The following is an 18,912-nucleotide window of genomic DNA, read 5'->3' on the forward strand; positions in this document are numbered from 1 at the left end:
ACGGGCGCGGGGGGGGTGTCAGCGCCCGCCCGCGCCCCCGCCCATCGATCCGCCCGTGGGCGCCGTGCTCGTGTCGACGCGCGCCGTGAGCATCGCGGTGAAGCCCGCCGACGAGTCACCCGTCACCGTCGCGATCTGCAGCGCTCCCCCGTCGTCGCCGAACACGTTGTCGGTCGCGAGCGAGACGCCCGCGAGGTTCTGAGCCGAGCCGGTGTAGGCGGGCAGCGCGTACACGCCGCCCAGCATCTCCTCCGGAAAGGCGAGTTGCGACGTCGAGATCGCGTTCGCCGAGTCGGTGATCAGGTCGACCGACGGGTACACCTCGAAGTGGATGTGCGGCCACCGACCGCTGTAGCACCCGGGGACGACCGAGGTGAACGTGACCTGACCGGAGGCATCTGCCACCTGCACGCCGCGCAGATACGACTCGTTCTCCACGCCCGACGAGTACATCGAGTAGTTCCCCTGCGCGTCGCAGTGCCAGGCGTAGACGGCGACGCCTGCGAACGGGGCATCGCCGTTCGCCATGTCGGTGATACGGAGCGTGAAGGTGAGGGGTGCACCGTCGGCGGTCATCCCGCCCCCGATCGAGGTCCGCAGGTCCGAGCGCACGATGCCCGACTGCGCCAGCACGTCGGGGCCGTTGGAGCCGTCGCCCGGGTACGGCCCCGCGGTCTCGTCGGGGATCTCACCCGCGGGGAGGGGCGTCGTCGCGGTCGGTGTCGGAGTGGGCGCGGGCGTCGCGGTGGGGGTCGCTGTCCGTGTCGCCGAGGGCGATGCCGCGGCATCCGTCACCGCCGTGCAGGCGGCGAGGGCGACCGCGCCCACGCCGAGCCCTGCGATCCCCAGGATGCCGCGGCGCGACACGAGGGTGCGCAGGTCGAACCCCGCGCCCTGATCGACGACATCGTCGTCGGGGCGGTCGAGGGTCCGCCCTTCGTACCGCGGGCCGTCGGGGGTGTGGTCGGGTGCGGGAATCATGACCCCAGGATCGCGGGCCGCTTTCTGCACCGCCCCTGGCGAATCGATGAATCGGCTATGCGTGAGACCGGCCACCATAATGGAGGCGTGACCGACGCTCTCGACCTGCCCGGCTGGACCCACGTGTACTCGGGCAAGGTGCGCGACCTGTATCGCCCGTCGGACGACGCGCCGAACGGCCCCGACCGGATGCTCGTCGTCGCGAGCGATCGGGTGAGCGCGTTCGACCACGTGCTGAGCCCCGGCATCCCCGGCAAGGGCGCGCTGCTGACCGCGCTCAGCCTGTGGTGGTTCGACCAGCTCGCGGGCGCGGACGGCGGTCGCGCGATCCCGAACCACCTCACCGGCGCAGCGGCACCCGCCGCGGTCGCTGATCGCGCCATGGTCGTCCGGTCGCTCGACATGCTGCCGATCGAGTGCGTCGTGCGCGGCTACCTCACCGGCTCGGGGTTCAAGGAGTACCGAGCGGAAGGCACCGTCTGCGGCATCCCGCTGCCGGAGGGACTGCAGGACGGCGACCGACTGCCCGAGCCGATCTTCACCCCCGCCTACAAGGCGCCGCTCGGCGAGCACGACGAGAACATCTCGTTCGCGCGGGCCGAGGAGCTCGTCGGGGCGGAGCGCGCGGCCGAGCTGCGCGACGCGTCGTTGGAGATCTATCGTCGCGCCGCCGCGATCGCCGAGGCGCACGGACTGATCCTCGCCGACACGAAGTTCGAGTTCGGCACCGACGCCGACGGCACGCTCACGCTCGCCGACGAGGTGCTCACGAGCGACTCGTCGCGCTACTGGGATGCCGCGGCGTGGGCCACCGGCGAGACCCCCGCCGCGCGCATGGCGAGCTTCGACAAGCAGATCGTGCGGGACTGGCTCGCCTCCGCGTGGGACCAGCAGGGCACCCCGCCGGAGCTCCCCGCCGACATCGTGGAGCGCACCGCCGCGAAGTACCGCGAGCTGCTCGACAAGCTCGCCGCGTGAGCCGACGACACGGCATCCAGCGTTCTCCCAGATAATCTGATCGTCGGACATCCCCGCCGATCTGAGGAGCACCCGCATGCCCATCTGGACTCTGCACGGCGACGGCCGCACCGTCGCACCCGGCGCCGTCGTCGCTCCCGGTGAGCGACTGAGCTGGCCCGGAACGATCGCGATCGGCGCGCAGCACGTCGTCGCGATGTTCGGCGCGACGTTCCTCGTGCCGATCCTCACGGGCTTCCCCGTGACGACGACGCTCTTCTTCTCGGGCGTCGGCACGATCCTGTTCCTGCTCCTCACGCGCAACAAGCTGCCCAGCTATCTCGGATCGTCGTTCGCCTTCATCGCGCCGATCCAGGCGTACAACGGCGGCAAGACGCTCGAGACGACGGCGCAGATCACGCAGGCGATGGTGAGCGTCGCCGTCACGGGTGTGCTGCTCGCGCTCGTGGGCCTCATCGTGCAGAAGGTCGGCACGCGCTGGATCGAGAAGCTCATGCCGCCCGTCGTCGCGGGCGCGATCGTGGCCCTCATCGGTCTCAACCTCGCCCCGGCCGCGTGGAACAACTTCACCCTGCAGCCGGTCATCGCGACGGTCACCCTCGCCGCGATCATCCTCTTCAGCGTGCTGTTCCGCGGCTTCCTCGGCCGCATCTCGATCTTCCTCGGCGTCATCGTCGGCTACGTCGTGGCTGCCCTGACGGGCCAGGTCGACTTCACGGCGATCAGCGCGGCACCGTGGATCGGGCTGCCCGAGTTCCACTTCCCCGCTTTCGGCGACCCGGTCTCGTGGAGCCTCCTGCCGATCTTCCTCCCCGTCATCCTCGTGCTCATCGCTGAGAACGTCGGCCACGTGCGCGGCGTCGCGACGATGACCGGCGACCCGACGATCAACCGGCACACGGGCCGCGCGCTCACTGCGGACGGCGTCGCGAGCACGCTCGCGGGCCTGTTCGGCGGGTCGGCCACGACGACCTACGGCGAGAACATCGGCGTCATGGCCGCGACGCGGGTCTACTCGACGGCGGCGTACTGGGTCGCGGGCGCGTTCGCCATCCTGCTGTCGTTCTCGCCCGCCTTCGGCGCCGTGATCAACACGATTCCCGCGGGGGTCATCGGCGGCGCCACGACGGCCCTGTACGGTCTCATCGGCGTCATCGGCATCAAGATCTGGGTCGACAACCAGGTCGACTTCTCGCGCCCGGTCAACCAGTACACGGTGGCGGTGTCATTCGTCATCGCGATCGCCGGATTCACCATGAACCTCGGTGCGCTGACCTTCTCGGCGATCGTGCTGGGCACCGTCGCGGCGCTCGTGATCTACCACGGCGGCAACGCGATCGCCCGCTGGCGCAAGACCGGCGCCGACGACGGCGGCCCCATCGTGCCGATCGGCCAGCTGGGCGGCGACCCCGAGTAGGTCGCCGTTCGAACGCGGGGGCGCGAACGCGCGCTTCGCAACCGCGCAAGACGGCATTCGCGCCACCTTCTTTTTGCTCGATGGAAGAAGGTGTCATGGATGCCGGGATCAACGCGCCGCACCCCGGCATGTGCGCCACCTCCTTTCCCGCGGGCGCGAACTGCGCGCCAGCGCGGGCTGAGGCGCGGAGATCAGGCGGACGCGCGAACGATCAGTTCGGTGTCGAGCACGGTCACGTGCGGCGGCGTGCCGCCGGCGAGGAGCGAGAGCAGCACATCGGCCATCTGCTGCCCCTGCAGGTGCGAGGGCTGACGCACGGTCGTGAGGTTCGGCTGGACGGCCGTCGCGACGGGTGAGTCGTCGAAGCCGATGAGTGACACGTCGCCGGGAACGTCGATGCCCGCGCGCGCGAGGACTGCGAGCGCACCGCGCGCCATGAGGTCGCTCCCGACGAACAGTGCGTCGAAGGATGCCCCGGACTCGAGGATCCGCGCCATGGCGGCCGAGCCGCCGTCGGCCGTGAAGTTGCCGTCCTCGACGGCGACCGGCACCAACCCGGCATCCGCCAGCGCCGAGCGGAAGCCCGCGAGACGGTCGATACCCGCGGGCATCGAGACGGGGCCCGAGATGTGCGCGATGCGCCGGAAGCCTTTCTCGACGAGGTAGGTCGTCGCCTGATAGGCACCCGCGGTGTTGTCGACGTCGATGTAGTAGTCGTTCTCCCGCGCGCGCGACGGTCGCCCGCCGTAGACGACGGGGACCGACGCCGCGATGCGGTCGATGAACGTGTCGCTCGTGTGGTGCGACACGACGATCGCGCCGTCGACGGCACCGCTGCGCACGTAGGCCGCGGTCTTGTCGCGCGGATCGTCGCTCGCGATGATGAGGTTGAGCACGTAATCCGAGCGGCTCAGCCGCGCATTGATGCCCGACACGATCGCCGCGAAGAACGGATCGCCGAAGAAGCGCGTCGTGTCCTCCGGCACCACGAGCGCGATCGCCATGGTCGCGCGCGAGGCGAGCGAGCGCGCGGCACGGTTGGGCACGTAGCTGAGCTCCGCGATGGCGCGCTCGACCGCCGCGAGGGCGGCGGGACTCACGGCGGTCGACCCGTTGACGACGCGAGAGACGGTCGACCGCGACACGCCGGCGGCGGCCGCGACCTCTTCGATCGTCGCCGCCGCCTTCGGCGCATCGATGCTCACGGAGCGGGTACCTCACTTCGGATGACGACGGGAACGGTGGCGACGTCGGCGGGCGATGCCGGGGCGATGTCGATCGCGCGGGCGGCGATGACCCGACGATACTCCAGCGCGCTGTCCTTCAGCGTGCGCTCCTGGGTGTCGTAGTCGACGTGGATGATGCCGAAGCGCTTGTCGTACCCCCACGCCCACTCGAAGTTGTCGAGCAGCGACCAGTAGAAGTAGCCGCGGACGTCGACCCCGGCATCCTGAGCGTCGAGGATCGCCCCGAGGTGCCGCCGCAGGAAGTCGACGCGTTCGGCGTCGTGCACCCGCGCCCGGCTGCCCTCGTGGACGAGGACATCGTCGTAGGCCGCACCGTTCTCGGTGACGTAGAGGACGGTCCCGGCGGGCGCTGCGTACGCGCTCCACACCCGCTCGAGGAGCGTCGTGAGCCCTGCGGGATCGACCTCCCAGTGCATGTTCGTGCGCGGGAGACCGCGATCGTGCCAGTGGATGTCGTCGTGCGAGGGGAAGGGGGACTCGACCCGTCGCGCCGTGGGCGCGTCACCCGACGCCGGCGCGTGCGGATCCGGAGATCCGCCGACGTACTCGCCGTGGTAGTAGTTCACGCCGAGGGCATCGAGCGGCGTCGCGATGATGTCGAGGTCGCCGGGAGCGGTCGCGGCATCCAGCGCATCGATCGCTTCCGGGCTGACGGCGCGGATGTCCTCGACGACGTCGACGGGGTAGGCCCCGCGGAAGATCGGGTCGAGGAACCAGCGGTTGAACTGCCCGTCGATGCGGCGCGCGGCGTCGACGTCGGCCGGGTCAGTAGGGTCGACCGGCTCGGCCACGGTGAGATTCAGCGTGATGCCGAGGCTCAGCGCGGCATCACGCGTCCGCAGCTCCTGCACGGCGAGTCCGTGACCGAGGAGCAGGTGGTGCGCAGCGAGCACCCCGTCGGTGACGCTGTACCGACCGGGCGCGTGGATGCCCGCGGTGTAGCTCAGGAACGACGAGCACCACGGCTCGTTGAGCGTGGTCCAGTTGGCGACGCGATCGCCGAGGGCGTCGTGCACGTCGAGCGCGTACTCGGCGAACTGCTCCGCCGTCGAACGCACGGTCCATCCGCCGCGCTCTTCGATCGCCTGCGGCAGGTCCCAGTGGTACAGCGTGAGCCAGGGCAGGATGTCGTTCTCGCGCAGGTCGTCGACGAGGCGCTTGTAGAAGTCCAGGCCCTTCTGATTGACCGGACCGCCGTCGGGGCGCACCCGCGACCACGACACCGAGAAGCGGTATGTGTCGAGGCCGAGCTCCTTCATCAGGGCGACATCGGCGGGATAGCGGTGGTAATGGTCGCAGGCGACATCCCCGTTGTCCGCGTTGATCACGGCGCCGGGCACGCGGCAGAACGCATCCCAGATGGAGGCGGTGCGGCCGTCCTCGAACGCGGCGCCTTCGATCTGGAAGGCGGCGGTTGCCGCCCCGAACAGGAATCCGGGCGCGAAGGGGCGAGCGGAATCGGTCATGAGAATCCTTCCGACGGCACGGCGGGCGTCAGCCCTTGACCGCACCCTGCATGATGCCGCTGACGAGCTGCTTGCCGGCGAAGACGAACAGGATCAGCAGAGGAATGGTAGCGAGCAACACGCCGGCGAGCACGATCGAGTAGTCGACGAAGTAGTTCGACTGCAGGAGCGACAGCGCGACGGGTAGCGTCGGGTTCTGTCGGTCGAGCACGATGAACGGCCAGAAGAAGTTGTTCCAGGCCGACACGAACGTGAACAGGGCCAGCATCGCCGCCGCCGGGCGCGCAGCCGGCAGGCCCACGGTGAGGAAGGTCCGGAACGAGCTCGCGCCGTCGACGCGGGCGGCCTCGATGAGCTCGTCCGGCACGGCCTGGCGCAGGTATTGCGTCATCCAGAACACGCCGAAGGCACTCACGAGAGCGGGCACGATGATCGCGCCGAGCTGCCCGGTCCAGCCGAGGTCGCTGAACAGGATGTACAGCGGAACGACGCCCAACTGCGTCGGCACGGCCATCGTCGCGATGACGAAGACGAGCAGCCAGCTCGACCCTCGGAAGCGCAGTTTGGCGAACGCCCAGCCCGCAAGCGTGGAGAAGAAGACGACGGATGCCGCGATCAGAGCGGAGCTCACGATCGAGTTCCACAGTGCCATCCAGAAGTTCACGGCGGGGTCGTTCACGACCTTGGCGGCGTTCGCGAAGAAGTTGCCGCCGGGGATCCACGACATGTTGGGGTCGCGGATCGTGTACGAGTCGCCCGATCCGATCAGCAGCGACCAGTAGAAGGGGAAGACGCTCGCGAGCATCACGACGGCCAGGCAGGCGTAGATGAACCATCCGGGGCGCGTGCCCTTGATGTGCCGCGGGCGCTTGTTCGGCCGCGGCTCGGCGTCATCCGGCACGACCACCGGTCGTGCATCCAGAGCGGTCATCGGGAGGCCTCCTTGAGGGACGCGCCATCGGCGCGAGCTGCACGATCCGTGGCGACGGCTGCCTTGGCATCCCGCCGCGCCGCACGCAGCTGCGTGCGGGTGAGGGCACCGCGGGCACCCTCGTCACGGACGAGGCTGCGGGTGATGAACAGGTTGATGACGCCGATGGCCAGGATGATCAGGAAGAGGATCCACGCGAGCGCCGCGGCGCGGCCGAAGTTCCACTGCCCCCATCCGAGGTCGTACAGCCACAGCGTGATCGTGAGCCACTGGTAGTTGGCGCCGCCCGTGCCGAACTGGTCGTACATGCGGGGCTCGTCGAAGATCTGCAGGCCGCCGATCGTCGAAGTGATGATCACGAAAATGAGCGTGGGGCGCAGGCTCGGGAGCGTGATGGCGAAGAACTGGCGGATCTTGCCGGCGCCGTCGACCGTGGCCGCCTCGTAGTAGTCGCGCGGGATCGCCTGCATCGCGGCGAGGAGGATGAGGGTGTTGTACCCCGTCCAACGGAAGTTCACCATCGTCGCGATGGCGATGTGGCTGGCGAAGGCGTTGGAGTGCCACTTGACCGCGTCGATGCCGATCGACGCGAGCCAGGTGTTGATGATGCCGTACTGGTCGCCGAACATGTTCGAGAAGATGAGCGCGACGGCGACGGGAGCCATGACGTAGGGCAGGAGCACTCCCATGCGCCAGAAGGTCTTCGCGCGGATGTTCTGATCGAGCATCGCCGCGATGAAGACCGCGAGGATCAGCTGCGGCACGCTGGAGAGCAGGAAGATGCTGAAGGTGTTGCGCAGCGCGATCCAGAACTTCGGGTCGCCGAGGACGGTCGCGTACTGGTCGAACCCGACGAACTGCCCCGAATTGCGGACGAGATCCCAGTCCATGAAGGAGATCACGGCGGTGTAGCCGAGCGGGAACAGGCCGACGATGAAGAACAGGATGAAGAACGGCGAGATGTAGAGGTACGGCGAGAGCTTCAGGTCCCACGAGCTGAGCGTGCTGCCGAACCCGATGCGCTTGGTGGGCCGGGAGGGGGCGGTGGCGGTCACATCAGGCTCCTTTCATGAGAGCGGTCGGGGGGGGGGGGGGGGGGGCGGCCCCCCCCCCCCCCGACCGCGGGGATCACTTGATGGCGTCGACTTCGCTCTTCCACTGCGCCCAGGACGTCGCCTTGTCCTGCGTGCCCTCTTCGACACGGGTCAGAGCCTTCTGCATCGCGTCGTTGATCTGGAAGTAGAACTGGCCCTTGAACGGCGACACCGTCACGGCGTTCGCGCGGTCGGTGAGGATCTGGCCGACGGGGGCGTTGTTGAAGAACTCGTTGGTCGAGCTGAGCAGCGTGTCGCTCTTCATCGCGTCGAGCTGGCTCGGGAACGTGCCGGCGTTCTCGAACGCCTTCAGCTGGGTGTCGGGGCTCGTGAGCCAGTCGGCGAGCTCCTGCGCCGCCGCGACGTTCTTGCCGTTGGCGGGGACCGTCAGGTACGAGCCGCCCCAGTTGCCGCCGCCGCCGGGGAAGACGTTGGCGATGTCCCAGCCGGTGACGTCCTTCGCGTTTCCGGAGATGACGCCGAGCATCCAGCCCGGGCACAGCATCGTCGCGAACGCGCCGTTCGACAGGCCGGCCATCCAGTCGTCCGACCACTGGCCGAGGTGAGCCGACTGCGTCGCGCTGGCATCGAGGACCTCGTTGTAGATCTTCTCGACGTCGGGAGCGATGTCGATCTCGCCGCTCGAGGGGTTCTCGTACGCCGCCTCGACCTGGTTGATCATGCCCTGGTAGGTACCGCCGGCCGAGTCGAAGAACGCCTTGCCGGTCTTGGCCGTGTAGTCCGCGCCGACCTTGAAGTAGTTCGCCCAGTCGCCCTCGAGCAGCTTGGCGACCTCTTCGCGATCGGTCGGCAGGCCGGCCGCGGCGAACAGATCGGATCGGTAGCAGACGCCCTCCGGGCCGATGTCGGTGCCGTAGCCGATGAGGTTGCCGTTGGCATCCGTCGCGCCCTTCTCCTTCCAGTCGAGCCAACGGCCCTTGAGGCTGTCGGGGACGGGAGCGAGCAGGTCGGAGTACTTCATGACCTCGGGCATCCAGTCGATCTCGATCGCCTCGATGTCTGCGAGGCCCGTCTTGCCGAGCTTCTGGAAGTAGTTGGCCCGCGCGTCGTTGGAGGTCGCGGCCTTGTTGTGGACGATCGTGACGTTCGGGTGCTCCTTGGAGTACTCGGCGAGCAGCTCGTCGGTGTAGCCGAAGTCGTTGAAGGTCGCGACGGTGAGCGTGACCTTCTCATTCGGGTCGGCGGTCGCCGCTCCCCCGCTCGAACCGGCACAGCCGGCGAGCACGAGGGCGGAGGTGGTCAGTGCGCCGGTCACGAAGCCGATGCGACGCAGTGCGCGTGAATTCACGGTCACTCCTTTGTGTGTGCGGGTGCGGGGGTGCTGCATCGGTGGGGCCGCTCCCTACCTCATGGAACAGTGGGAGCGCTCTCATCCGACGTGACTCACGTTATGGGATCGCTCCCACGAACGCAAGGGAGCGCTCCCATACCGTTGGTCACGATTCGATCACGAGCGGATCCGGATAGACTGCTGTCACCTCTTCCCGCGATATCTGGAGCCTCGAATGCCCACCATCGTCGTCGACGTCATGCCCAAGGCCGAGCTGCTGGATCCGCAGGGAAAGGCTGTCGCCGGCGCCCTCGCGCGGCTCGGACACGCCGGGTTCGAGGGCGTCCGCATCGGCAAGCGGTTCGAGCTGACCGTCGCGGACGTCTCGGACGAGACGCTCGCCGCCGTCCAGACGATCGCTGAGGAGATCCTCTCCAACGCGGTCATCGAGGATGTCGTCGGCATCGAGGTCTCGGAGTGAGCGCACGCATCGGGGTCATCACCTTCCCCGGTTCGCTCGACGACGGCGACGCGCAGCGCGCCATCCGGCTCGCCGGCGCGGAGCCGGTGGCCCTCTGGCACGGTTCGCACGACCTCGACGGCGTCGACGCGCTCGTCCTCCCCGGCGGGTTCAGCTACGGCGATTACCTGCGCGCCGGAGCGATCGCGGCCCTCGCTCCGATCATGACCGAGGTGAAGGATGCCGCGGCGAAGGGCATGCCCGTCCTCGGTATCTGCAACGGCTTCCAGATGCTCGTCGAAGCGCACCTGCTGCCGGGCGGTCTGATCCGAAACGCCCACCAGCAGTTCATCCGTCGCGATCAGCGCCTGCGGGTCGAGAACGCCTCGACCGCGTGGACGAACGAGTTCGAGGTCGGGCAGGAGATCACGATCCCGCTGAAGAACGCGGACGGCGGCTACATCTGCTCCGCCGAGACGCTGAAGCAGATCGAGGGTGATGGCCTCGTCGCCTTCCGCTATCTCGGCGTGAATCCCAACGGTTCGCTCGACGACATCGCCGGCATCACGAACCCCACCGGCAACGTGGTCGGCCTCATGCCGCACCCCGAACACGCCGTCGAGCCGGGCTTCGGCCCGAACACGCCCGCCGCCATGCGCTCGGGCGTCGACGGCCTCGGGTTCTTCGCCTCGGCCATCGCGTCACTGGCCACCGCCGCCGCGTAACGCGCCCGCGCACTCTCCGCATCTGCGGATCGGGATCAGCGCCGGAATCAACACCGGGCCGGCCCCGGAGGCACGTCTGCCCGGGCTCGAGGCCCGGGCAGACGCTCCGCGATGGGGAGTTCGCGGGGGCTCCGGCCGCCGTAGGGTGCGACGACCGGAGCCCGCTCGGCTCACCGAACGCGCGCCCCCCGACGCACGATCAGCAGCACGAGTCCCAGGAGGAGCAGCCCGAGGGCGATTCCTCCGACAGTGCCCCACACCCATGCCGAACCACCGGTCACCGCGAGCGGCGGCGCGACGGCCACGACGGGCGCGTCATCGGTGTTGTTGTTCGGGTTGCGCTCCGGCACATCCGTCGTCGACGGCGCCACCACGGCCACGTTCAGGAGCGTGCCGGTCACGCCCGCACCCACCTTGGCGATCACGGTGATCGGCTCTCCGTCCTCGCCCGCGGCGAGAACATCGGATGCCGTGCACGTGCCGTCGACGCAGGTGTAGCCCTCGCCGGTCATCGACACGAGCGTCAGTCCGGTCGGCAGCTGGTCGGCCACCGTCCAGCCCGCGAGCACGTCAGACGGGCCGTCGTTGCGCGGCGTGAGGGTGAAGGTCACGGTCGCACCGGACAGCACCTTCTCGTCGCCCAGGCGCTCCTTCGTGATGGTGAGGTCGTAGCTGACCAGACCCGCGTCGATCGTCGGGTCGTCGGCCTCGCCCGGCTCGGTGCGGTTGCTGCCCGACGCGGGAGCAGTGATGCTCACGCGGCCGGTCGTCACATCGGCATCCGAGTCGACGGCGTCGCCTTCGCCGGTGTTCTGCGTCGTGAACGCGGTGCCGTCGGGCTTCACGAACTCGATGACGTAGTCACGCCCCGGGACGAGATCGTCGAACGCGTAGTAGCCGTCCTCGTCGGTTTCGGTGGAGCGCAGGAGCGCGCCCTCGACGTCGCGGAGGTTGACGGTGACGCCCGCCACCGGCGGCTCGTCTTCGCCCTGGACGCCGTCGCGGTCGTTGTCCCACCACACGTAGTCGCCCACGCTCACGAGGGAGTCCACCGTGATGCGCTTCGAGTCGTCGTTGTCGGTCGGGGTCTTGCCCGTGTCGACGAGCGCGTTCTCGGGGCGCTGCAGCGGGTTCGTCTCCGGCACATCGGTCGTGGCGGGCACGACGTAGGCGACGTTGTTGAGCTCGCCGACGAAGTCCTTCGCGATCACCGCGGTGACCGTGATGGGAGCGCCGTCGGTACCGGCTGCGAGGGCGGCGCCCGCGACACACGTGAGAAGGCTCACGTCGCATCGGTACGCCTCACCGCCGTCGAGCGCGGTGATCCGGAGACCGTCCTGCGGCAGCTCGACCACGGACCACGCCGTCAGCGCGTCCGCCGGCCCGTCGTTGTGCGGCGTCAGCGTGAACGTCACCGTCGACCCCTCGTAGTACGGACCGCTCGAGGTGATCGCCTTGACCAGGGTGAGGTTGAACTTCACGAGACCGGCGTCGATCGTCGGGTCGTCGGGCGCCGTCAGCGAGTTGCCGCCGGCTGCCGGTGTCGTCACGTTCACGCGCCCGGTCGTGACATCGGCATCCGAGTCGCTCCTGTCGCTCTCGCCCGCGTTCTGCTTCGTGAACGAGTAGCCGTCCGGCTTCACGAACTCGACGACGACATCGGTGCTCGGACGCAGATCACCGAAGGAGTAGAACCCCTGGTCGTTGGTCTTCGTCGTTGCGATGAGGGTCGTGCCGTCGGCCTTGTACAGGTTGACCGTCACGTCCTTCACGGGGTTCCCGTCGTTCTGCACACCGTCGCGGTTGACATCGATCCACACGTAGTCGCCGATCGAGACGAGCGATGCACCCTTCACCGGAGCCTCCGCGTCGTTGTCCGTCGGGGACGTCGACGTGTCGGTCGTGTTCGTCGGCGGCGTGCCGAGCGGGTTCGTCTCCGCGGCATCCTTCGGCGCCGGGCTCACGTAGGCGACGTTCTTCACGTCACCGGTGAGGTTCGTGTGGACGGTCGCAGTCACGGTGATCGGGTTGCCCGTGGCTCCCGACGCGAGGGCGGTGCGGCTCGTCGCCGTCGCGCCCGAGACGTCGTAGCCGTCACCGGTCATCGACACGAGCGTCAGCTCGGCAGGCAGCACCTCGGTGACCGACCAGCCGGCGAGCGCGTCGACCGGTCCGTCGTTGCTCGGGGTGAGCGTGAAGGTCACCGTGTCACCCTTGTAGACGACGTCCGTGGTGGTGCGCGTCTTGGTGAGCTTGAGGTTGTACTTCACGAGGCCCGCGTCGATGCCCGGGTTGTCGGCCTTGCCGGGCAGACCCGAGTTGTTCCCGGTCGCGGGCGTCGTGACGACGACGGTGCCGTCGGCGGGGTTCGCGTCCGAGTCGACCAGGTCGCCGGACGGGCTGTTGTCCGTCGCGCCGGTCTTGTTCTGCGTCGTGAACGTCGCGCCGGTCGGGGGCACGAACTTCACCGTGTACTGCGTGCTGGGCAGCAGATCGGTGAACGCGTAGTAGCCACCCGGGTCCGTCGTCGTCGTCGCCACCACGTCGCCGCCGCGCAGCAGCTGCACGGCCACGCCCGCGGCGGGCTTGTCGTCGTTCTGCGTGCCATCACGGTCGACGTCCCACCAGACGTAGTCGCCGATGGAGACCTTCGGGACCTCCAGCTGCGCCTGCGCGTCGTTGTCGGTCGCGCTCTTCGCCGTGTCGGTGGCGAGGGTCGGCGTGACGAGCGGGTTCGTCTCCGCGACGTCGTTCTGCGACGGCGATACGTACGCCACGTTCTTCGCGACACCGGAGAAGCTCGCGCCGATCGTCGCGACGACAGTGATCGTGGCGCCGTCGGCGCCCGCGGCGAGCGCCGCGCCCGCGACGCACGTCGCCGTTGCGGCGTCACACGTGTAGCCGTCGCCGACGATCGAATCGAGGGTGAGCTGCGTCGGCAGCACGTCGGTGACCGACCAGCCGGCGAGTGCCGCGGTCGGGCCGTCGTTGTGCGGCTTCAGCGTGTACGTGACCTGCTGACCCGGACGGAACGGCCCCTCCGTGACGAGGTTCTTCGTCAGTGACAGGTTGTACCGCACGAAGCCCGCGTCGATGCCGGGGTTGTCGGCCTTGCCGGGGGCGGTCAGGTTGAAGCCCGCCTCGGGCGTCGTGAGCGTCACCTCGCCGGTCGCCGGGTCGGCGTCCGAGTCGGTGAGGTCGCCCGTCGGGCTGTTGCTCTCGTCATCGCCGGAGTTCCGCGTCGTGAAGAAGACGGCGCCGTCGTTCGTCGTGCCCGTGGGCTTGCCGAACGTGACCGTGTACTTCGTCGACGGCTCGAGGTTCGCGAACGCGTAGTACCCGTTCGCGTCGGTCGTCGTCGTCGCGACCACGTCTCCGTCGAGCGTCAGACTGACCGGCAGGTTCGCGACCGGCTTCTCGCCCTCGCTCTGCAGACCATCGCGGTTCGCGTCCCACCAGGCGTAGTCGCCGATGGAGACCTTGTTCACCACGACGCCGGCGTCCCACGTCGGGTCGATGCCCTCGGTGGCCGTGACGCCCTCGTAGTCCTTCGTCAGCGCGGGGTTGGACGCACCGAGGGTGAACACCGGGGTCGTCGCGACCTTCGGGTCGCCCGAGACCACGGCATCCGAGTCCGTCGCATCCGGCGTCGACGGGGGGTTCGTCCCCGACGCGTTGGCCGTCGTGAAGTCGTACATCTGCGCCTGCGCGTCGGTCAGCGTGAAGCGCACGCGGTAGTCGCCGGCGACGAGGTTGTCGAAGAGGTACAGGCCGTTCGCATCGGTCGAGGTAGTCTTCACGACCGCGCCCGTACCGTCGAGGAGCTCGACCGTGACGCCCTCGAGCGAGGGCTCGCCCTCGGTCTGCAGGCCGTCGCGGTTCGCGTCGATCCACACGCGGTCGCCCACGGCGTAGTCGACGATCGGCTCGTTGGTGATGGTCACCTGGGGAGACGAACCGTCGGTGTTCGCGACCGCCGTGAAGACCTCGGTCGTCGGCGTGTAGCCGGCCGGCGCCTTCTTCTCGGTGATCGTGTAGGTCCCCGGGTTCTTCACCGTGAGCGCCTTCGTGCCGCCGTTGCCGTCGGAGACGACGAGCACGCCGTCCTTGACCGACGCGGTCGCGACGAGAACGCCTGCGGCGTCACGCACTTCGAACGCCGCGTTCGGGTCGGTGATGGCCTTGGTCGGGTTGCTGGCGTCCTTCTTCAGGACGTTCAGCGGGTAGTCGTTGGTCGGCACGATCGTCGCCGGGTTGCCGGAGACCACGTTCGTGATGCCGGTGTCCGCGGTGAACGACGTGACCTTCACCCGGATGTAGGTGTCGATCGACTGCTGCTTGGTGAGCAGTGTGCCGTCCTGGTTCTTGATCGTGATGGTGCGCGATGCCGCGTCGTAGCTCGCCTGCAGGTTGCCCGCCAGCAGCTTGGTCGACGTCGAGGTCCCGCTCGTGGGGCTGTCGGCGAATCCGACGAAGTCGACACCCGCGGGGAGCACGTCGGTGATCGGGATGATCGCGACGTTCGCGTAGTCACCGTGCGGCATCGCCTGCACCTTGTAGGTGAAGGTGTCCTGCGTCATCGAGCCGTCGGCGTTCAGGGGAACGCGCACGCTCGTCGTCCACTGCGAGTTCGCGGCATCCCACACCGACTTGCGCACCTCGAGCTCGTCGCCCCACGTCGTCGCGTAGGACTCGGTCGTGGACACGAACTCGAGGTTGTTCTTGGAGCCGACGAGCGATGCGGAGTTGTGGATCTGCACCGTCTGGGTGCCGTCGATCTTCTTCGTCGGCAGCTTGAGCGCGAGACGCCAGTTCTGAGTATCCGCCCAGGGGTTGGCCGCCAGGTAGTCGAGCAGTTCCTGGCTCGGCTGGATGACGAGATCACCGGCGCCGTTGAGCGAGAGCGCGAAGTCGTTCGCATCGAGTCCGACGGACCATCCGATGTTGCTGAAGTAGTCTCGCCCGTTCGCGGAGAAGTACCCCGCGATCGTCGCGCGGATGTCGTCCAGGTTGGCGTTCGTGACATCGAACACGGTGTGATCGATGTGGTCGACGATCGTCGACTCGCTGATCTTTCCGGGGCTGTTGGACACCTCGAACTGGTACGGAGCCCAGGCGTTCTCGCCTGACCCGATCTCGATCGTGCCTTCGCTCGTGGTCTTCGTGAAGAACGCGACGTTGGTCGTGGGAGCGGTCGGCTTGTAGTTGAGGTAGACCTCGCCGTTTCGGGTGACGTCGTCGCCCGCGCTCCAGTCGAAGCTCGCCGAGTTGCGGGCCAGCGAGGTCTGCATGTCGGACGTGCTGTTCCAGCGGTTGTCGACGCTGGAGACGGTGGCGTTGGCGTAGATGCGGATGTTGCGCGCGGACGTGCCGACGTTCACGACGAGCGTGTCGCCGTCGACGAGGTACTGGTCGACGTGGGCGTTGTCGGACATCTGCGCACGTGTCGTGCCGCTGGGCGCCTGCGTCAGGGTGAACTGCGCGCCGGAACCGGCGTCGGTCATCCGGATGAAGCCGGCCGGGTCGGACGTGTTCCAGGCCTGCCCGGCCTGCAGCGCGTCGGTGATGACGACGTTCTGGCCGAGAGTGCGCTCGGGCGTCGAGCCGTCCCACTGCCTGAGGTCGGCATTCAGCGCCCACGTCACGCGGACGGGCGTGTCCAGCACGTAGGGGGCGGAGGTCGAAGAAGACGTCACCCATTGCGCGTCGGGGCCATCGGTCAGCCAGCCCCACTTCGAGAACGCCCACAGATCGGGCCGCCACGGGCCGGCCACGTTGCCGCCGACGTACCCCGTCGCGACCTTCGCGCCGTCGGAGGTGAACGGACCGATCAGGGCGGAGTTGGACAGCGCGACCTTCCAGTCGCCGCCCGTGGACGTCACCGCGTCGTACTCGGCCTGCAGGGCGTCGCGCAGAGCGCCCAGCTGCGCGGCATCGAGGCGCGCCTTGTAGGTGACGTCGAGGACGGAGTTCACCGGGAGGTCCGTCGTGAAGGTGAACGTCGTCGCGCCGTCGGTCACGGCGGGGGCACCGAGCGACGTCGTCGTCTTGTTGAGCCCGGCGCCGTCCCACGTCGTGAGCGTGGCCGCGCCGGAGCCGCCGACGAGCTCGAGATAGGTGCCGAGCGTGTCGCTGACCGTGAAGCCGGAGACGGCGTCAGCGGTCTCCGCGTGCACCGTGTCGGTGATCTGCTGGGATGCCGCGGACGGATCGATCACGACCTGTCCGTTGTCGACCGTGATGAGACCCGAGATCGCGCCGAACGCGTTGCCGTCGACGTTCTTCGACGCGCCGGGGTTGACGTTCTCGAAGGTGTCGCCGGGCTTCTTGATGATGACCGTCGACGAGGTGGGGACGCCGTCGACCCCCCACGGGAGGCTCGTCTTGACGGATTCCGTGACCTCGTCGAAGCGGAACTTCACCCCGATGAGGCCCTGATCGATGTTGGTCGGGAACGGGTTGGCGAAGGTGATGACGATGTCGCCGCCGTCGCGCGTGAGCGTCGAGACCGCAGTGTTGCCGGGGGGCACCACGAGCGAGGAGTCGGGAATCGTCACGCCCGCGGGCGCGGTGATGCGCACCTGCTGGCCGTTCGCCATCTTGCCGTACTGCACGTTGAGCGTGTAGTCGGTGCCCGGCGAGAACACCTGCGTGCCGTCGTAGGACTCACCCGAGGGCACGACCGTGACGGTTGCGGTGCCCGCTGCCATCGCGGGCGCCGACACACCGAGAATCGTGAGAAGTCCGGCGATCAGGGCGACCACCACGAGCTTCGCGGTGTGCCGGATCGTCGGTGGTGCGGACGTCGTCGAGTCGTTACCGCGCTTTCGCGCACGGCTCGAAGGCATGCTTTTCACAGGGTCCCCTCCCCAATAGGCGAACGCCATCACACGCCGTGTCCCTCCACGGCGGAGCGTCGCTGCGCATGCGCGGTCGGGTCCGCGCCTGCTCGAGTCGAACGTAGGCGACAGGCATGGCGGCGACTGCCGCGCTTCTCCGAAACCTTGATCGCGATCAAGCGGGCGGGATCAGTCTGTTGATCGCGATCAATCGATGCAGAAACTCGCGTCACCTTCTGGCGGTCGCGGTGTCACACATAGTGACGATGGTGGTCCACCGAGGATCATCCGCAAGACTGGCCTCGCTCCCGTGCGTGCGAGTCGAAGGGACGACATGCCGAGTTTCCGCACGCGCGCCGCGCAGCCCGAAGAGCTCCTGCCGGTCCGGCGCGAGTTGGAGCGCCGCGCGGGAGCGGCCCTCCCGGAATGGGAGTCGTTCGCCGCGACCGCACAGCTGTGCTCGGGGGCATCGGGAAAGCTCCTGTCACCGACCACCAAAGACGCATCCGGCGGCCCGGGCATCCATCTGGTCACCTCCGGCGTACTGAAAGCGACGGTGACGACGAGCGCCGGACGCCCGCGGATCATGTCGTTTCCCCGGACCGGAGACATCGTCGCGAGCCTCGGCTTCCTCGCGGCGGCGAGCCAGACGACGATTCCGGTGTCACACGACCCCGGGGAGCCACTGCCGGGTGACGCGAAGCTGACCGCCGTCGTCGCCACGACGACGCTGCGCTTCGACGGCGCCGTGGCGATCGCACTCGCGGAGCGCCACCGGGAGTGGTCGACTCTCGCTCTCCGGCTTCTCATGGAATTGTTGCTGCTGCGAACGTTCCGGCTGAACGATCACCTCGTGCTGAGCGCCGAAGAGCGCTACCTGAAGGTCCTGCGCGAGGAAGCGGCGCTCGTCCGGCAGATCTCGCAGCGTGACCTGGCGCTGTACCTCGGCGTCACGCCGGAAGCGCTCAGCCGCATCGCGGCGCGCGCACGCGAACGACAGCGCCTGCAGGCCGCGGGCGAGTAGCGCACGCGATCGGTGCGCCTCAGACCGTCCCGGCCGGCGGCCACACTCCGATGATCACCGACATCACGATGACGAGCACGAGCTCGTAGGAGATATTGAGCACCGTCAGTTGCGACGGGCGACCCGCGAAGACATCGTGGGTGATCACACGACCCGCAGTGAATCCCGCCCACAGCGTGATGCCGGTGACGATCGCCGAGCCGAAGTAGGCGCCCCCGTAGAAGTGCCACGCGATCGCGACCGAACCTGCGAGCACCCACGCGAGGAGGAACGCGAGGGCGACCGACACCATGATCGGCAGCCACGCCTGAACCGCCGTCTCGGGCTCGCGCACCTGCGCCCAGCGCTTCCACCGCGCACCGAAAACCTTCGGCGTGTACCAGATCGAGCCGATCACGACAGCGGCGACGGTCGCGGCCAGCACGGCCCAGTAGTTGATCTCGGGAATCATGTCGACCT

13 protein-coding genes are annotated in these 18,912 nt (G+C 68.4%); 5 read left to right on the plus strand and 8 right to left on the minus strand.

Going from position 1 to position 18,912, the window contains the following annotated elements:
• Nucleotides 1–18 precede the first annotated feature (18 nt).
• A complete protein-coding gene (locus WFI52_RS09595) occupies nt 19–981 on the minus strand; it encodes an intradiol ring-cleavage dioxygenase (protein WP_336627105.1) in 963 nt (320 codons plus the stop codon).
• Between the two features lie 57 nt (nt 982–1,038).
• Here WFI52_RS09595 and WFI52_RS09600 point away from each other — a divergent pair, with 57 nt between their 5' ends.
• Nucleotides 1,039–1,959: a phosphoribosylaminoimidazolesuccinocarboxamide synthase gene (locus WFI52_RS09600; protein WP_336627104.1), complete on the plus strand. Its 921-nt coding sequence runs from the start codon at nt 1,039–1,041 to the stop codon at nt 1,957–1,959.
• Between the two features lie 76 nt (nt 1,960–2,035).
• Complete coding sequence (locus WFI52_RS09605; protein WP_336627103.1) at nt 2,036–3,376, plus strand: uracil-xanthine permease family protein; 1,341 nt, start codon at nt 2,036–2,038, stop codon at nt 3,374–3,376.
• 191 nt (nt 3,377–3,567) lie between these two features.
• On the opposite strand, the gene WFI52_RS09610 is transcribed toward WFI52_RS09605, so the two are convergent.
• From WFI52_RS09610 to WFI52_RS09630, 5 genes are all read right to left on the minus strand, one after another.
• Complete coding sequence (locus tag WFI52_RS09610) at nt 3,568–4,581, minus strand: LacI family DNA-binding transcriptional regulator (protein ID WP_336627102.1); 1,014 nt, start codon at nt 4,579–4,581, stop codon at nt 3,568–3,570.
• On the minus strand, nt 4,578–6,089 hold the full coding sequence (locus tag WFI52_RS09615; protein WP_336627101.1) for a glycoside hydrolase family 1 protein: 1,512 nt from the start codon (nt 6,087–6,089) through the stop codon (nt 4,578–4,580). Before WFI52_RS09615 ends, WFI52_RS09610 begins: the two co-directional genes overlap by 4 nt.
• A 28-nt stretch (nt 6,090–6,117) precedes the next feature.
• Nucleotides 6,118–7,020: a carbohydrate ABC transporter permease gene (locus tag WFI52_RS09620; protein ID WP_336627100.1), complete on the minus strand. Its 903-nt coding sequence runs from the start codon at nt 7,018–7,020 to the stop codon at nt 6,118–6,120.
• Nucleotides 7,017–8,075, minus strand: coding sequence for a carbohydrate ABC transporter permease (locus WFI52_RS09625; RefSeq protein ID WP_336627099.1), 1,059 nt, complete (start codon nt 8,073–8,075; stop codon nt 7,017–7,019). Before WFI52_RS09625 ends, WFI52_RS09620 begins: the two co-directional genes overlap by 4 nt.
• Before the next feature lie 73 nt (nt 8,076–8,148).
• Complete coding sequence (locus WFI52_RS09630) at nt 8,149–9,423, minus strand: ABC transporter substrate-binding protein (RefSeq protein WP_336627098.1); 1,275 nt, start codon at nt 9,421–9,423, stop codon at nt 8,149–8,151.
• 217 nt (nt 9,424–9,640) lie between these two features.
• Between WFI52_RS09630 and purS the strand changes: the two genes are divergently transcribed.
• Complete coding sequence (purS, locus tag WFI52_RS09635) at nt 9,641–9,886, plus strand: phosphoribosylformylglycinamidine synthase subunit PurS (protein WP_336627097.1); 246 nt, start codon at nt 9,641–9,643, stop codon at nt 9,884–9,886.
• Nucleotides 9,883–10,590 carry a phosphoribosylformylglycinamidine synthase subunit PurQ gene (gene purQ, locus WFI52_RS09640; protein ID WP_336627096.1) on the plus strand — a complete coding sequence of 236 codons (708 nt, stop codon included), beginning with the start codon at nt 9,883–9,885 and terminating at the stop codon, nt 10,588–10,590. The genes purS and purQ overlap by 4 nt, the downstream gene beginning before the upstream one ends.
• 170 nt (nt 10,591–10,760) lie before the next feature.
• Here purQ and WFI52_RS09645 read toward each other — a convergent pair whose 3' ends face one another.
• On the minus strand, nt 10,761–17,438 hold the full coding sequence (locus WFI52_RS09645; RefSeq protein ID WP_336627095.1) for an SdrD B-like domain-containing protein: 6,678 nt from the start codon (nt 17,436–17,438) through the stop codon (nt 10,761–10,763).
• A gap of 325 nt (nt 17,439–17,763) precedes the next feature.
• Between WFI52_RS09645 and WFI52_RS09650 the strand changes: the two genes are divergently transcribed.
• Entirely contained in the window at nt 17,764–18,453 is a 690-nt protein-coding gene (locus WFI52_RS09650) for a Crp/Fnr family transcriptional regulator (protein ID WP_336627094.1), read from the plus strand.
• 19 nt (nt 18,454–18,472) lie between these two features.
• Here the strand turns inward: WFI52_RS09650 and WFI52_RS09655 are convergent, their stop codons facing one another.
• Nucleotides 18,473–18,904, minus strand: a complete 432-nt coding sequence (locus tag WFI52_RS09655) for a DUF1761 domain-containing protein (protein WP_336627093.1) — start codon at nt 18,902–18,904, stop codon at nt 18,473–18,475.
• Between the last annotated feature and the right edge of the window lie 8 nt (nt 18,905–18,912).

The sequence above is a fragment of the Microbacterium sp. MMO-20 genome, from assembly GCF_037147735.1.
GTDB lineage: Bacteria > Actinomycetota > Actinomycetes > Actinomycetales > Microbacteriaceae > Microbacterium.

What these genes read in the sequence shown, in the direction of transcription:
- WFI52_RS09595 (WP_336627105.1), bottom strand. Translation starts at nt 981, where the DNA reads ATGATTCCCGCACCCGACCACACCCCCGACGGCCCGCGGTACGAAGGG.
- WFI52_RS09600 (WP_336627104.1), top strand. Translation starts at nt 1,039, where the DNA reads ATGCGTGAGACCGGCCACCATAATGGAGGCGTGACCGACGCTCTCGAC.
- WFI52_RS09605 (WP_336627103.1), top strand. Translation starts at nt 2,036, where the DNA reads ATGCCCATCTGGACTCTGCACGGCGACGGCCGCACCGTCGCACCCGGC.
- WFI52_RS09615 (WP_336627101.1), bottom strand. Translation starts at nt 6,089, where the DNA reads ATGACCGATTCCGCTCGCCCCTTCGCGCCCGGATTCCTGTTCGGGGCG.
- WFI52_RS09620 (WP_336627100.1), bottom strand. Translation starts at nt 7,020, where the DNA reads ATGACCGCTCTGGATGCACGACCGGTGGTCGTGCCGGATGACGCCGAG.
- purS (WP_336627097.1), top strand. Translation starts at nt 9,641, where the DNA reads ATGCCCACCATCGTCGTCGACGTCATGCCCAAGGCCGAGCTGCTGGAT.
- WFI52_RS09645 (WP_336627095.1), bottom strand. Translation starts at nt 17,438, where the DNA reads ATGCCTTCGAGCCGTGCGCGAAAGCGCGGTAACGACTCGACGACGTCC.
- WFI52_RS09650 (WP_336627094.1), top strand. Translation starts at nt 17,764, where the DNA reads ATGCCGAGTTTCCGCACGCGCGCCGCGCAGCCCGAAGAGCTCCTGCCG.
- WFI52_RS09655 (WP_336627093.1), bottom strand. Translation starts at nt 18,904, where the DNA reads ATGATTCCCGAGATCAACTACTGGGCCGTGCTGGCCGCGACCGTCGCC.